This is a genomic window from Paenibacillus sp. FSL R7-0189 (assembly GCF_037969925.1).
GTDB lineage: Bacteria > Bacillota > Bacilli > Paenibacillales > Paenibacillaceae > Paenibacillus_AQ > Paenibacillus_AQ odorifer.
On record NZ_CP150223.1, the window covers coordinates 2828212 to 2843260 of the forward strand.

12 protein-coding genes are annotated in these 15049 nt (G+C 45.6%); 9 read left to right on the forward strand and 3 right to left on the reverse strand.

The window, feature by feature from the left end; genetic code table 11:
• Window positions 1–776 precede the first annotated feature (776 nt).
• The 4 genes from MKY63_RS12205 to MKY63_RS12220 all read left to right on the forward strand — a co-directional run bounded on the left by MKY63_RS12205 (window position 777) and on the right by MKY63_RS12220 (window position 4509).
• Window positions 777–1604 carry a formate/nitrite transporter family protein gene (locus MKY63_RS12205; RefSeq protein WP_339813024.1) on the forward strand — a complete coding sequence of 276 codons (828 nt, stop codon included), beginning with the start codon at window positions 777–779 and terminating at the stop codon, window positions 1602–1604.
• Window positions 1605–2064: 460 nt separating this feature from the next.
• Complete coding sequence (locus MKY63_RS12210; protein WP_036681946.1) at window positions 2065–3285, forward strand: MFS transporter; 1221 nt, start codon at window positions 2065–2067, stop codon at window positions 3283–3285.
• 68 nt (window positions 3286–3353) lie between these two features.
• The gene (locus tag MKY63_RS12215; RefSeq protein ID WP_339813027.1) at window positions 3354–3884 is read left to right on the forward strand and encodes a GNAT family N-acetyltransferase; all 531 of its coding nucleotides are present in this window, start codon (window positions 3354–3356) and stop codon (window positions 3882–3884) included.
• Window positions 3865–4509: an MOSC domain-containing protein gene (locus tag MKY63_RS12220; RefSeq protein ID WP_339813029.1), complete on the forward strand. Its 645-nt coding sequence runs from the start codon at window positions 3865–3867 to the stop codon at window positions 4507–4509. Before MKY63_RS12215 ends, MKY63_RS12220 begins: the two co-directional genes overlap by 20 nt.
• 94 nt (window positions 4510–4603) lie before the next feature.
• Here MKY63_RS12220 and MKY63_RS12225 read toward each other — a convergent pair whose 3' ends face one another.
• On the reverse strand, window positions 4604–5152 hold the full coding sequence (locus tag MKY63_RS12225) for a GNAT family protein (RefSeq protein ID WP_036681941.1): 549 nt from the start codon (window positions 5150–5152) through the stop codon (window positions 4604–4606).
• 230 nt (window positions 5153–5382) lie between these two features.
• Between MKY63_RS12225 and MKY63_RS12230 the strand changes: the two genes are divergently transcribed.
• Window positions 5383–7089 (forward strand): glutamine--tRNA ligase/YqeY domain fusion protein, encoded by a 1707-nt coding sequence (locus tag MKY63_RS12230; RefSeq protein ID WP_036682422.1) that lies wholly within the window; start codon window positions 5383–5385, stop codon window positions 7087–7089.
• Window positions 7090–7174: 85 nt separating this feature from the next.
• Here the strand turns inward: MKY63_RS12230 and MKY63_RS12235 are convergent, their stop codons facing one another.
• Window positions 7175–8410, reverse strand: coding sequence for an MFS transporter (locus MKY63_RS12235; RefSeq protein ID WP_305953522.1), 1236 nt, complete (start codon window positions 8408–8410; stop codon window positions 7175–7177).
• A gap of 361 nt (window positions 8411–8771) precedes the next feature.
• On the opposite strand from MKY63_RS12235, the gene MKY63_RS12240 reads away from it, so the two are divergent.
• From MKY63_RS12240 to MKY63_RS12250, 3 genes are read left to right on the forward strand one after another with little or no spacing between them, the layout of a single operon-like run.
• Complete coding sequence (locus tag MKY63_RS12240) at window positions 8772–10628, forward strand: ABC transporter ATP-binding protein (protein WP_036681935.1); 1857 nt, start codon at window positions 8772–8774, stop codon at window positions 10626–10628.
• Window positions 10558–11235: a response regulator transcription factor gene (locus MKY63_RS12245; protein WP_036681932.1), complete on the forward strand. Its 678-nt coding sequence runs from the start codon at window positions 10558–10560 to the stop codon at window positions 11233–11235. The genes MKY63_RS12240 and MKY63_RS12245 overlap by 71 nt, the downstream gene beginning before the upstream one ends.
• Complete coding sequence (locus MKY63_RS12250) at window positions 11232–12284, forward strand: HAMP domain-containing sensor histidine kinase (protein ID WP_036681931.1); 1053 nt, start codon at window positions 11232–11234, stop codon at window positions 12282–12284. The genes MKY63_RS12245 and MKY63_RS12250 overlap by 4 nt, the downstream gene beginning before the upstream one ends.
• A 263-nt stretch (window positions 12285–12547) precedes the next feature.
• Here the strand turns inward: MKY63_RS12250 and moaA are convergent, their stop codons facing one another.
• Window positions 12548–13549, reverse strand: a complete 1002-nt coding sequence (moaA, locus tag MKY63_RS12255) for a GTP 3',8-cyclase MoaA (RefSeq protein ID WP_036681928.1) — start codon at window positions 13547–13549, stop codon at window positions 12548–12550.
• 420 nt (window positions 13550–13969) lie between these two features.
• Here moaA and MKY63_RS12260 point away from each other — a divergent pair, with 420 nt between their 5' ends.
• Window positions 13970–14662, forward strand: a complete 693-nt coding sequence (locus MKY63_RS12260; RefSeq protein ID WP_036681926.1) for a molecular chaperone TorD family protein — start codon at window positions 13970–13972, stop codon at window positions 14660–14662.
• Window positions 14663–15049 lie beyond the last annotated feature (387 nt).

The window sequence follows — 15049 nt, forward strand, 5'->3', positions numbered from 1 at the left end:
AGTGCAGCTATTACATAGAATGATGTACAACTAGTGTGTTTTTGGTGGCAATAGCGACTATGGGGTCCGATAGTGAGTCAAATGTGCTCAAAAGCTACGATTAGGGTCAACTGAGTCCGATCGTCCCAATAGCGACTATGGGGTCCGATAGCGAGCCAAATGTGCTCAAAAGCTACGAATAGGGTCAACTGAGTCCGATCGTGCTGAATCAACGCCCTCCTCAGAATTTTTCGGACTCAGAAGCCGCTATTTGGTAATTAATCACCTTTTGAGAGTGATTTCGGACTCCAGTGCAGCTATTACATAGAACGAGGAACAACTAGTGTGTTTTTGGTGCTAATAGCGACTATGGAGTCCGATAGCAAGCCAAATGTGCTCGAAAGCTACGAATAGGGTCAACTGAGTCCGATGTCCGGGTGTGGGCCGAATATGCTCAAAAGCTACGATTAGAGTCATCTGAGTCCGATAGAATGCCGATAGTGAGGTATGACTACAGTGAGGTATAGCTACAGTGAGATCTTGCTGCATATAAGGACAACTGTGTCCGATAGCTGCTGCGTACGCTCAAATGTAATCCAACGAAACAAGATATGCTGGCTTAGCCGGTCATACACAAACTTCTATTTGTGCTCAGGTCGCAGTAAATTTGACATGTCAGTGAAAACTTTCACTTAGTTTTCTCAAAGTGATAATTATCACGTTAATGTGTTTTACGACACGCTACAATGGTCATAAAGGAACAAATTTGAAGTAAATAGATGAAGGGGATAGGAACCATGGCTTATAGCAAACCGCAGCAAATTGCCGAAGTAACTGTAGAGAACGGCATAAAAAAAGCTCATAATCCGCTAAGTACCGTACTTATTCTGGGCTTTTTGGGAGGAGCGTTTATTGCGCTCGGGTTTTTATTAGATATTCGCGTCATTGCTGGCGCACCACAGGAATGGGGTTCCATTGCTAACTTTATCGGAGCCGCAGTCTTCCCCGTTGGGCTGATCATGGTACTCCTTGCAGGTGGAGAACTGCTGACAGGGAATATGATGGCCGTGCCGCTCGCTTTTATGGCTAAGAAGATTTCTTTCTGGGAAGTTGTGAAGAATCTTTTGCTCATTACGATTAGTAATCTGGTAGGGGCATTATTTGTAGCTTATTTCTTCGGTCATGTGGTGGGTTTAACTTCAGAGGGTGTGTATTTAGAAAAATTGGTGGATATGGCTGGTCATAAAATCGATGCAGAATTCTTTCCGGCATTTGTTTCGGGTATCGGCTGTAACTGGCTCGTTGCGCTGGCCGTATGGCTCTCCTATGGAGCAGATAACTTCAGCGGCAAAATCCTTGGTATTTGGTTTCCAACGATGGCCTTTGTTGCGATCGGATTCCAGCACGTTGTAGCTAACATGTTCCTAATTCCAGCAGCTATTTTTGAAGGTTATTATTCATGGGGGCAATACTTCACTAACTTTGTTCCCGTCTGGCTCGGCAATCTAACGGGTGGAGCAATATTTGTCGCAGCTGCCTATTGGATGGCATACTTGCGTAAAGCACCTACGGCTATTCAATCCGTAGATAACATGTCCGGCAGCAGTGTCAAAAAACACGCTTAAGCTCGTCTTATAGAGCACTCCATAGAACATTCAAGGTCTGCCTTATTGGTGGCGTTAATGTTTTAGGGGTGCTTTTTGTTATGTAGACACAAAAAAATCCGCCGTGATATATCCGCGCTCGGGGGAACGAAATCGGATCACGGCGAATTTTGAAGGGGGAGTGTTTCTAGGCTCTATTACCCCGTCTTTCTAAAAGCGAATCAGTTTCTTCTTGTTTAGTTTGCTTTACGGACGACAGCCACGGCTTTAAAATAAGAATAGATATTAGAACTAGGGAGGACTGCGGACGTGAACCCCAAGGGAGACGGGATATTTCATGCGATATGCGCGTCTTATCCTCTAGATTTCATGCGTACTTTATCACGATAAAACGTCAATGTGTATGCTTGCTCATAGCCCTGTTTTGGGATGATACTGGATGAATTAATGACACATATATAACAGGGGATGTACACTACTTATGAAGTTTTTACAGGCATATCCAAAAGAAGTGAAAATATTTCTAATTGCCAGCCTAATTAACGCAACAGGTAGTGCGCTGATGTGGCCGCTCGTTACGATGTATGTATTTGATGAGCTTGGACGCAGCATGTCAGATGCTGGACTGGTGATTCTTATTCAATCGGTTGGTGGGATCGTGGGTCAACTACTCGGGGGCTCACTCTATCATAAGGTAGGCGTTAACCGGCTGATTGTCGGAGCGCTCGCCATGAATGCTTTGGCACTGTTCACCTTGCCGGCAGCTAGTAACAACTGGACGTTATTTATGGTAGCAATGGGACTGGTAGGATTATTTAATTCCTTATCATTACCTGCCATTCAGGCATTTATCGGCTTTCGTTTCACGAAGCAGCGTGGTGAGCTGTTTAATGTTATTTATGTCGCCAATAATATTGGTGTAGCACTGGGGACGGCATTAAGTGGTTTTTTGGCCGATATTTCCTATATGCTAAGCTTTGTAATGAATGGTGTAACTTCGGCGGTATTTGCGGGTTTCTTTTTTATATATCTGAAGAAAATCGGTGGAGAACCTGCGCATGAGGTAATGGGGCATCAGAAGAATGAACCAGAGAAACAATCCACGTGGAAGCTAATGGGGCATACTCGTATTTATCTTTATATGGGGATCGGTTCTTTGTTCCTGCTTCTCGGTAACTCTATCTGGAATACAGGGGTATCTCCGTTCATTATTTCAGAGGGCTGGCCTAAGAAAACTTATGGTTTTCTCTGGACACTGAACGGTATTTTGATTTTTGCAGCTCAGCCATTGGTAACAATGATTAAGCGCTGGTTCGCGTCTACCTCAACGGCGCAAATGACTGCAAGTGCCCTGTTTTATTTGGGTGGCTATGCGTTTCTTTTGTGGATGCCTAATTATCCTGGCTTAGTGCTCGGAATGGTGCTTGCTACACTGGGAGAAATGCTGATTTCTCCAGCGATGCCATCCTTTATCTCGGATCATGCGGGGCGCAGCGCACCATTTTATTTGGGACTAAGCGGAGGGATAGGTGCAGTCGGGAGAGTCATTGGCCCTTACTTCATGGGCAGACTGTATGATAGCGGTGGTTTGGCACCGACAGCCTGGCTGGCCTGTGCGATGGCGCTGCTGTCTGTAGGATTTTTCGTCATCCATTCTTTAGTCAATCGTAAAGGTCATTCGTTAGAGCGGTCCGTAAGATAACTATACACAGTGGATTCCAACATCTGCTGTGAATTCTATAGAGGTGCAAGGCAAGGGGTGTACATCTTATGAAACAAATCAACAAGGCAAGGTTAACTATTAGACCCTCAGAGATTAAAGACGTGCGAGAACTGATTGATCTGGACCATCTGATTTGGACAGAGGACACTAGCCCGGGACCTATGTTGTGGCGCTCACAAGAGGATTTCTTGCTGAATGCTCCTCCGGGCTCTCAGCTCGTAGCGCTACAAGATGACAAGCTATGCGGATATGTCGGGTTTGGCTGCCCTAGTAGAATGGAGAGCAACCGGCATGTGTGCGAGGTTAATATTGCTGTTCATCCGAACTATCAACGTTTAGGCATCGGCCGGCAGCTCATGGAAGCCATTAAGGAACATGCTGCGGTGCATGCTATTCGTAAGCTTCGCCTGCGTGTATTATCCTGTAATGAATCAGCGATTTCTTTTTACCGGAAATGCGGTTTTGTGGAAGAGGGACGTCTGCGGGAGGAGTTTTATCTTGGCGGCCGTTATGTGGATGAGATATTTATGAGCTGTATGCTGACAGGAGGAACTGGATATGGAGATCGTCTCGCTTAATGTCGGTCGGCCGGTGACGGTGGATTATCGGGGAAAACCTTTGGAGACCGGAATTTATAAAACACCTGTAGAAGGATCAGTTCAGCTTCATACCAATGGATTTGTTGGAGATGGTCAGGCAGATCTTAAACATCATGGAGGTCCTGACAAGGCGGTGTGCGCCTATCCCATTGAGCACTATCCTTATTGGGAACAGCAGCTGGGAAAGAAACTGGAGTACTCGGCTTTCGGAGAAAATATCACCACAACGGGTCTGCTGGAGACAGAGGTGTGTATTGGCGATGTATATGAAATAGGCACCACTCTGCTTCAGGTTAGCCAGCCACGATACCCTTGCTTCAAAATCTCACAAAAGCATGGACCCGCAGATCTCCCGGCTCAAGTTCTGGATACAGGGTATAGCGGATTTTACTTGCGTGTACTTCGTGAAGGAATGATTTCAACCGGCGATGCAATTGTCAAAAAAGAAAACGGAGACAGCAATGCGTCTGTGGCGCATGTACTGCATTTAATGCAGGTTGGGCTGCAAGAGGAAGCTGCTCTGGCAGAGCTTGTGAAGCTGGAAGCCCTCTCAGCCGTAGTACGGAACAAGTTTCGAAAACAGCTGGGTATGCCAGAGATCTAATCTTGGTCTGCTCAATAAAATAAACCTGGGGGCGTATGCCAGCCAGGTTTATTTCTGCTTGCGTGTTTGTTTAACTTTGCTTTGCTTAAGTAACTTAGCCGAGCAGCTGCCACTCACTACGTAATAAACCATATACGGCGTGATTCACGTAGCCATCGGGCAGCTTTTCTGCCTGTCTGATCACACCTTCGAGCACAAACCCAAGCCGTTCAGGAATTGCCCGGCTAGTTACGTTGGCGGTCGCGCAGCGAATTTCTACCCGCTGCAGCTCCATTTCCAGCAGTGCGTAGTCTACTAGAACTCGGCAGGCACTGGTCATATAACCTTTGCCTTCATAGCCATCACCAAGCCAATAACCAATCCCTACGGAACGGTTATGCCAGTCAATCTGGTGATACCCAATGACACCGGCGAGCTCGCCGCGGACCCAAAGTCCAGCAGTGAAGGCGCCATTGTCGGTGCCTTGTTTTATAGCATTTTTAATGAAATTAAGGGTGTGATCCTGTTCCGTAACGGCATCAACCCAAGGAAGCCATTGCCTAAGTCGTTCCCGCGAGCGCTCCACTAACGCGAATATGTGCCTAGCATGCTCAGGCATGAGTGGCTTTAAGATAAGCTCTTCGTCGATGACATAATTAAACAAGCGGTTGCCTCCTTTTCGGCACAAGGCCTTATGTATGATTATGGATTTTTTCTTATGATTATCATGCTACTCTATCGCCCGCAGAGAAGTCAAAAGGTCTAAAGATGCTAAAAATTGATCCAGGCCATGTGCCCCCTTTTATTGAACAATCTACAGTTAACGGGTATATTAGTAGGAAACATGTTTATACAAGAAGTAGTGTAACACTACAGAACGAAAGGTTGATAGCTGTGGAGAACCGTACTACCCCCTCCAATTTTATTAAAAATGTTATTACCGAAGACCTCCGTACGGGTAAAGTAAAAGAAGTTGTCACACGCTTTCCGCCGGAGCCGAACGGTTACTTACATATCGGACATGCCAAGGCGATTTGGATTAACTTTACACTGGCGGACGAGTTCGGTGGCAAGACTAACCTAAGATTTGACGACACGAATCCTGCCAAAGAAGATACGGAATATGTGAACTCCATTCAGGAAGATGTAAAGTGGCTGGGTTATGAATGGGAAGAGCTGCGTTTTGCATCGGATTATTTTGAGGAAATGTACAAACGTGCCGAATTATTAATTACTAAAGGTAAAGCTTATGTAGATGACCTCAGCGCGGATGAAATTCGCCAATTGCGGGGAACGCTGACGGAGCCAGGACAGAACAGCCCACATCGTGAGCGCGGCATCGAAGAGAATTTGGATCTGTTCCGCCGTATGCGGGCAGGGGAATTCAAAGATGGTGAGAAGGTTCTTCGTGCCAAGATCGATATGGCTTCACCAAATATTAATCTGCGTGATCCTGTCATCTATCGGATTACTCATGCGCATCACCATAATACAGGGGATAAATGGTGCATCTATCCGATGTATACATTCGCTCATCCACTTGAGGACGCTATTGAAGGAGTGACTCACTCCCTTTGTTCGCTTGAGTTTGAAGATCAACGCCCATTTTATGATTGGGTCGTAGCGGAATGTGAGATGCCTTCTGTTCCGCATCAATATGAATTCGGCCGTCTGAATCTCGCTCAAACCATGACTAGTAAACGTAAGCTAAAGCTACTGGTAGACGAAAAACATGTGGATGGCTGGGACGATCCGCGGATGCCAACGATCTCCGGCCTGCGCCGCAGAGGATATACGCCGGAAGCGATTCGTAAGTTCGTGTTCGAGGCAGGGATTTCCAAGAGTCAGGGTCTAGTGGACCTGCAAATGCTGGAGCACTTTATCCGGGAAGACCTTAAGTTAACTGTGCCTCGCACTATGGCTATACTTCGTCCGCTTAAGGTTGTTATCACCAATTATCCGGAAGGCCAAACAGAATGGCTTGAAGCGGAAAATAATACAGAGAATGAAGAAATGGGCGTACGCCAAATTCCGTTCTCTCGTGAGATTTATGTTGAGCGCGACGACTTTATGGAGAATCCGCCCAATAAATATTTCCGCTTGTTCCCCGGCAATGAAGTACGCCTGAAGCATGCTTATTTCATCAAATGTAATGAAGTCATTAAAGATGAGAATGGCGAGGTTGTTGAACTGCATTGTACGTATGATCCGGAAACAAAGAGTGGCAGTGGATTTACAGGCCGCAAGGTAAAAGGTACTCTGCACTGGGTAGAAGCTAGTCAAGCTGTGCCTGCAGAATTCCGTTTATACGAGCCACTGATTTCTGCTGAAGAAGTAGATGAAGCTGCAGAAGTTGAAGGTCTGGATTCCACGGTAGAGAAAGCGGAGCCTAGCTTCTTGGATCAGCTTAATCCTAAATCCATTGAGATCTTACAAGGTTTTGTGGAACCCGCGCTTAAGGACAGTGTGGCTCAGGATAAATTCCAGTTTTTCCGTCATGGCTATTTTAATGTAGATAGCAAATATTCGGCGCCTGGGCATCTCGTATTCAATCTTATCGTTTCACTGAAGAGTTCATTTCAGCCTCCAAAACAAGGCTAACACTTGATTCGTTCAGGTTCTTTATAATAAAACAGGCTCAAACGTCCCGTTTAGGTACGTTTGAGCCTGTTTTTTATATTTTCGCTTATAATATTTCGATGTGAGAGAGTTCTTCCTCATCCTCTGTAGGGGGCCGGTAGCCTCCACGGTTTACAAAGAGCCACATGAAAGTAAAGCCTAGCGTTCCAAACAGTGTCAAGAAGACACCCGCTTGATACATGCTCTGTGCACCTAGATTCTGATACATCCACCCACCGAGAACTCCTCCAACAATACCGGCTATACCGCTCCAAGTCAGTGTGTAGAGTGCTTGTCCTGAAGCACGGTAAGGTCTTGGAATAAGAAGCATGGTCAGTTGAGTGCCTACATAGAAGAAACCACCAAATGTTATGCAGTGTAAAATTTGAATGAGCACTACTTGGAGGGCTGTAGTCGCGTCCGCCATGAACCACCATCGTAGTACGAATAAAGCGCTAACCAGCGCAAGCCAGCCGAGCAGAACGGATATTTTACGTTTAAGGAATCGGTCGCAGAGAACAAATACACCCACTTCCAAAATAGAGGAGAGGAATACTGCGAGACCAATCATTCCCTTGGAGCCGCCTAGATCCGTAATATACAAAGACATGAATGTAGTGTTCATGGTGTTCGGTATGGAAACTAGGATACCAAACAATATGAAACACAAGAAAAAGGGATTATAAATTAGCTTGCTGAAGCCTCTATAAGGCATGGGAGCCATGCCAATGGTATGGTTAAGTTTCGGTAATGCAAGAATGGATAACATTGATGCACATAGTAAGCCTGCAAATAGATAGGACAAGATAGATACACCAGCCCAGTCAAGGACCAATCCGGCGGCAATTGCAATTAGTGCCCACCCCAATGAACCCCAAAGCCGAAAAGAACGGAAGCGATAGTTAGTTCCGTCAATATAGCTGAGAATCATCGTATTGCTCTGAGCAAATAACGGTCCTTGGAAGAAATAGAACAAAAGAATGGAGATGTAGATCATCTCATATGTATTTGCCCGAAACATAAGCTGGGATAACACTAACGTTCCGATTAACATAAGCAAAACGATTCGCCGGATATTCTGGTATCGGTCAGTCCAGATCGCCCAGAATGGATTTGCAAAGATGGATACTAGCGCACCCATAGAGAATACGGCACCGATCTCTAATTTGTTCATCCCTACATCCAGCAGGTATAGTTGAAAGAAGCTGGAGAAGAGGACCATGGTTCCGTATACAAAAAAATTGAACCATTTTAAAGACGTGAAAGAAGATGGATAGTTAACGCCTTTCCGCAAATGCGTCACTCCTTTCCCACTAGATGTCTTGCATGGATATACTGACCAATATTAGGCCCTTCTATCACTGTAACACGTGTTGAAAAGGGATACAAACTTCCTTTTTTACTTTTTTACATTTTTTTAACGTTTATTTAAATTTGATCCGCTAAGTGACAAAAAACGCATATAACAAGTTTGCAGGTGGCAGAAATGTTAAGAGATCGCTCCTCCTTACTAGGAATATGCCTGAGGATTACCCTATCTACGTCGTACAAAAGCGGATCAACGGGTTTAACTTCAGTTTACAATTCAGGGCTAGGATGGGGTTAAGCGAAACAGAGATGATACACTCTTCTCGCAGAGTCACCAAGAAAAGGGGAGTTTTTGCATGAGAAAATCCGAAGCTAAGGGGAAAACGGCGCTGAAGCCATTCCTCACATTATTAAAAGAGACCAAGCCTTCATACGGCTTATTGGCAATAGCCATTGCACTAAGCATGATCTCGACATTGGTTAGTCTGGTGATCCCAATGTTCACCAAAAATCTGGTGGATGGCTTTTCTTTGGCCTCCGTCAGCAAGCTGCAAATTGCGGGTATAGCGGGTGCTTTTATCGCGCAGACGATCGCCGGGGGAATTTCCATCTATCTGCTGAATTACGTGGGCCAGAAGATGGTTGCAGGTCTACGTGACCGGTTATGGCGTAAATTTTTAGTATTGCCAGTAGCTTATTACAATGATAATCGAACAGGAGAAAGCGTCAGCCGGATGACGAATGATACAGGGATCATCAAAACGCTGATTTCTGAACATCTGGCCAGCTTATTTACCGGAGTGATTTCCATTGTGGGCTCCATTGCTGTGCTGTTATTTTTAAATTGGAAGATGACGCTTGTTCTATTCACCGTTCTTCCACTATCTGCGTTGATTCTGGTGCCGCTTGGACGGCAGATGTACAAAATCTCCAAAGGCATGCAGGACGAAACAGCCTCTTTTACCGCGACACTTAGTGGTGTATTGTCAGAAATCCGTCTGGTCAAATCCTCGGGTGCAGAGAAAAAAGAGTACGAAGCAGGCAAAACCGGAATTATGAACCTGCTCTCCTTTGGTATTCGTGAAGGCAAAATCAGCGCTATGATCAGTCCACTTGTCTCTTTTGTTTTTATGATGTTACTTGTGGTCATTATCGGTTATGGCGGAATGCAGGTATCTTCCGGGGCTTTGACAGCTGGAGAGCTGGTAGCCTTTATCCTGTATCTTATTCAGATTATTATGCCGCTTACTCAATTGACCACGTTCTTTACACAGATTCAGAAGGCTAAAGGGGCATCAGAGCGCATTATTGAAACCCTGGCAGCAGAAGAGGAGGTATATGAGGGCCAGGAAGAGGCGAACGGTGCAGAAGGTCCTATCTCGGTAGAAGATCTAAGCTTTGGATATAAAAATGGTGAGAATGTGCTAACCGATGTAAGCTTTCGGATGCTTCCGGGTCAGGTGACGGCTATTGTTGGACCGAGCGGGGGCGGCAAGACTACTTTATTTTCACTGCTCGAACGATTCTATGAGCCTCAGAAAGGTATGGTTAAGTTAGGTGATAAACCAGTGTCAACCTTCTCTTTACGCTCATGGCGGAAACTGATCGGGTATGTCTCACAGGAAAGCCCATTATTGGCAGGTACGATTGCTGAGAATTTAACCTATGGATTGGATCGCGACGTTAGCATGGAGGAGATGCGTGCAGCAGCAGCAATGGCTTATGCAGATGGCTTTATCGATGAGCTTCCTGAAGGATATAATACGGATGTTGGTGAGAGAGGTGTGAAGCTCTCAGGTGGACAGCGGCAACGGATTGCTATTGCTAGAGCGCTGCTGCGGAATCCAAAGATTCTTATGCTTGATGAGGCTACCTCCAGTCTGGATAGCCAATCAGAGGCCGTAGTACAGAAAGCACTGTCCAATTTGATGAAGGGCCGGACTACGATTGTAATTGCGCACCGTTTGGCTACTGTTGTAAATGCTGAGCAGATTATTTTTATGGAAAAGGGCCAGATTACCGGGATGGGAAGACATGAAGAACTGCTGGAAAACCATGAGCTGTATCGTGAATTTGCCACCCAGCAGCTGCAGATGAATAACCTTGAGATTCAAGACAATAAAGAGGAGGCTCCAGTGATACATGACAAAAATACTAGTAGCGGACGACGATCCGCACATCCGCGAATTGGTAGAAGTATTTCTGAGAGCTGAGGGGATGGATGACATCTATGGAGCTTCTGATGGACTGGAGGCTCTTCAGATTCTGGAGAGCCATAACATAGACTTAGCCATTATTGATGTGATGATGCCCAATTTGGATGGCTGGGAGCTGTGCCGGAAGATGCGCCAAACTTATGATTTTCCGATATTGATGCTGACGGCTAAGGGTGAGACCTCCCAAATTGTGAAGGGCTTTGAACTGGGAAGTGATGACTATCTCGTCAAACCCTTTGAGCCAGTGGTGCTTATTGCGCGAGTAAAGGCGCTGCTCAAACGTTACCAAATCTCTGCTGCACAAAGTGTGGGGATCGGCCGGCTGCGAATGAATCGTAAAACCTACGAGGTATCCTCAGAGTATGGAGAAGTCACCTTGCCGCTTAAGGAATTTGAGCTGTTGTTTAAGCTGGGCAGCTATCCGGGGCAGACATTGACTAGAGACAGGCTGATCGAAGAGATATGGGGTTATGATTTTGAAGGGAATGAGCGGACGCTCGATGTGCATATCAACCGTTTACGCGAACGGTTCGCTCCAGATAAATACGGGTTTGTTATTCGTACCATCCGCGGATTAGGCTATCGGCTGGAGGCAGAGGCATGAACCGGTTTAAGGAGCTTCTTAAGCGGATTGGGATGACTTTTATTTACTTCGGTGGCGTTGGGATTAGCTGGAGTGCAGCTTATTTCTTGATGAACTGGATATATGGCAGGGTTGGACGCCCCTCTTCGGAGTATTTGACCCAGTTAATCGGCGTGATGGTCGGAATTGTGATTTTGTTCATGATGGCATTGGTAACCTCCAAGTTATTCCGGGGCTGGGAACGTGTTTTTTATAAATCAATTATCGAAGGTTTAGGGCGTATTGCTAAGGGTGATTTCAATGTGGTACTCGATAATACTAAGGACTATGGTGATTTTGGTGAGATTGTAGAGAGCATCAACGTAATGGCCAGCGAACTGAGTCAGATGGAGACCATGCGTCAAGACTTTATCTCTAATGTATCGCATGAAATTCAATCTCCGCTAACCTCTATCCGCGGCTTTGCTCTTGCGCTGCAAGATGAAACTTTGAGTGTGAAGAGCAGGAGGCACTACCTTAATATTATCGTGGCTGAGAGTACCCGTGTATCTGGGCTCAGTGATAATTTATTGAAGCTGTCCGCGCTTGAATCGGGCAATTTTCCGTTTGAAAATCAGATTTACCGCCTGGATAAGCAGCTTAGAGATACGATTCTGGCTTCTGAACCACAGTGGTTGGAGAAAAATATAGAGGTAGAGGCTGAACTGGAAGAAGTGAATGTATCTGCTGTAAAAGATTTAATGAGCCAGGTCTGGACCAATCTACTGCATAACAGCATCAAGTTTACTCCGCAGAACGGTTACATCCATATTAGCCTTCGCATGGTGGATGAGCAGGTAGAGGTGGAGATTCAAGATAGCGGGATTGGCATCTCGGAGGAAGATCTGCCTCGGATCTTCGAGCGTTTCTATAAGGCAGATAAAGCTAGAACCGCAAGTGGTGGCGGTAGTGGACTGGGTCTGTCACTGGTTAAAAAAATCGTTGAGCTGCATGAAGGTAAGGTAACTGTACATAGTCGTCCGGGGGAAGGAACCGCCTTTAAGGTGAGCTTGCGAGTACGAAAGAAATAAACTTGCTGTATGTGAAAAACAGCTGAAGCTGGTATTCTGGGTGGATTCGAGGATAACACCTTCCGTCCTGAGAATAATGCCACAAGAGCCGAGGCAGGAGCGACTATTTATAAGCTGCTCGAAGCTCTGTCTCTCTAATAGTGATTGAATAGTTCATCGCTAAGCTTTAAACCAAACGCCGCTTTCCCAGATTGTTCAGTGGGAAAGCGGCGTTTTTTGTATTTATGAAATTAAAAGAGGAACTATAATACCGGGATGGACGTTTATCCACCAATTTGAGACATGCGCCGAGCTGTCGGCGTGTGGCTTTGTGCTTTTTTCTCCAGAGCTAAGGCCATTTCATGGTTATGAGGTTTGTTGCCCAGCGCTTTCCGGAATAAGGCCTGCACAGCAGCAGGATCGCTTATTAAAGGACGGACATTGTATTCATCTGCCCAATACAGGCAAGCTTTGATGTGCCCATCTGCGGTAAGTCTCAGGCGGTTGCAATTATCGCAGAAGTGATCGCTCACCGGATGAATCAGGCCGAATGTACCAGGGGCTCCAACAACCCGCCGATTCTGGGAAGGGCCATTCCCGGAGGGCATTTCTGCTGCTTCCGTTTCCCAACCAGCCTCAGTACAAGCTTCTACAACCCTTTCCAGAGGCAGATAAGTTTGGCGCCAAGCATCAGTAGCACTGCCAATCGGCATGTATTCTATAAAGCGTACATTTAGAGGACTCTCCAGCGTAAGGGAGATGAAGTCTTTGATTTCGTCGTCATTAATTCCTTTCATCAATACAACGTTAAGCTTTATCGGTTGAAGTCCGGCGGCTTGTGCGGCCTCGATCCCCTTTAATACCTTGGCGACTTCACCGCCACGAGTAATCATAGAAAATCGATCCTGCCGTAAAGAGTCTAGGCTGATGTTTACCCGTGACAGACCAGCCTCTTTTAACAGCGCGGCTTTGGCTGGTAGCATTAAACCATTTGTAGTCAGCGAAATATCTTCTATACCTGGAATCGCGGATATCATCGCAACAAGCTTTTCCAGATCTTTGCGGACAAGAGGTTCTCCGCCAGTTAGTCGTACTTTACGTAATCCAAGAGGGGCTAGCGACTTAACGACTGCGGTAATTTCCTCGTAACTTAGAATCTCGTCCTGCGGTTGGAATTGCATCCCTTCCGCTGGCATACAATAGATGCAACGCAGGTTGCAGCGGTCGGTAACCGAAATGCGGATGTAATCGTGTAAACGTCCAAAAGGGTCCGTCAGCGGCTCCATGGCGTTGCTCCCTTCCTTTAAATCTGGCTGATAAATTGCTCTTAAATTTTCTCGTATAAACGCCTAACGTCACTAACAGGATAGAACGCGAAGATGTTTATACTTGTTTAGAATTTTAAAGATTGCTTGGATTCACGTCAATGAGCAAAGTTCTGGACGACAGGGTTTCATTACATAAAACTGGACAAACTAGATAAGAAGATAACGCATATTGAACAACGAAAAGTGTGACAAAAGTACGACAAATAAAGTTTTTAGACATAGAATGCTCACGGAAAGCGCTTTTAATTTCCGATATAATCTAGGTGCGGATTAGTTTTAACGTTCACTTTTGCGAAAACAGATAGGATACCGGAAACCGCACGTCGGTAATGTGTGTGACGGAGAGTGACCGGGAAACCATTGAGGAGGATTTGCAAAATGAGTACACATACTGTTCCATCGCTCACCGTTCCGGAGGCTTTTAGCCGTTGGTTGGAAAGTCGGGGATTAATATATCAGCTTTTAGTGGATTTTTTGGGTAGAAAACCATCACTCTCTCTAGTGGCTCAATGGAGCCGCCATCGCCAGATGAGTGTAGCGGCAGAGATGACAGAAGGCGGTCGGGAGCTGAAGCGCTATTTGAGTCAGGAACCGAACAAGCTGCCAATGATATGCGAGAAAGAGAGCAAAGAATATAAACGGCTTATGCAAGAACAGTCCGTTAGTTCTTTTAAATTGCGCGAAGCAGCGATTTTAGGTCGTTCGGAGGATTTCTGCAACGTGCTTGCAGATGTGTACACCTCCGCTGGAATTGTATTCAATAAGTGTAATGGTGAAGCCGATGATCATATTGCTATTGAGCTCGAATTTATGGCAGTCATGCATGAGCGTATGCTTTACAATAGTTTTTCAATAAGAAGTGCTATGGAGCTGCTTGATATTCAGGAGTCCTTTTTGGAAAAGCATCTACTTCAATGGACACCGCAGTTCTGTCAGAAACTAAATGCAGCAACAGATAGTCCGCTATATCTAGGCCTCTCTCATATGCTTGAGGAGTTTCTGCCACTTGATCTGCAAATGCTTCGTTCCTGGAGAGCTTCATTGGAGAGCAGTGCAGCTACAAGCATTTAATATTAGAAAGCCCGACCTATCCATTAGGCCGGGCTTTTGCGTGCTGAGCATGGGGAAAAGAATCGTTGTGAAGCACTAAATGATGATTAACTGAAGCACCGATAGACTAATTGGGCAATTTCTCCCTGAAATTCTGGGGTTTTCAGTCATCAGACTAATAATTAGGGAAAAGCTCCCTTAAGTTTAGCTGTTTCGATGGTAATTAAAGAAATTCCCCTTATTATCAGGGAGGAATTCCCTAATTTCGTGCATTTAGAGCGAATATCAGCTTTTTTCAGGGAGTTTTTCCCTAATTAGTTTAAGATCCACTCCGCACATCGTACAAACACAGAACGCAGTAAACACAAATGTATGCCGTCCAAACGACCAACGCAGATCACCGCCGTA

Excerpts from the sequence above, each read along its gene's own strand:
- MKY63_RS12205 (WP_339813024.1), top strand. The coding sequence starts at position 777 with ATGGCTTATAGCAAACCGCAGCAAATTGCCGAAGTAACTGTAGAGAAC.
- MKY63_RS12210 (WP_036681946.1), top strand. The coding sequence starts at position 2,065 with ATGAAGTTTTTACAGGCATATCCAAAAGAAGTGAAAATATTTCTAATT.
- MKY63_RS12215 (WP_339813027.1), top strand. The coding sequence starts at position 3,354 with ATGAAACAAATCAACAAGGCAAGGTTAACTATTAGACCCTCAGAGATT.
- MKY63_RS12220 (WP_339813029.1), top strand. The coding sequence starts at position 3,865 with ATGGAGATCGTCTCGCTTAATGTCGGTCGGCCGGTGACGGTGGATTAT.
- MKY63_RS12240 (WP_036681935.1), top strand. The coding sequence starts at position 8,772 with ATGAGAAAATCCGAAGCTAAGGGGAAAACGGCGCTGAAGCCATTCCTC.
- MKY63_RS12245 (WP_036681932.1), top strand. The coding sequence starts at position 10,558 with ATGACAAAAATACTAGTAGCGGACGACGATCCGCACATCCGCGAATTG.
- MKY63_RS12250 (WP_036681931.1), top strand. The coding sequence starts at position 11,232 with ATGAACCGGTTTAAGGAGCTTCTTAAGCGGATTGGGATGACTTTTATT.
- moaA (WP_036681928.1), bottom strand. The coding sequence starts at position 13,549 with ATGGAGCCGCTGACGGACCCTTTTGGACGTTTACACGATTACATCCGC.
- MKY63_RS12260 (WP_036681926.1), top strand. The coding sequence starts at position 13,970 with ATGAGTACACATACTGTTCCATCGCTCACCGTTCCGGAGGCTTTTAGC.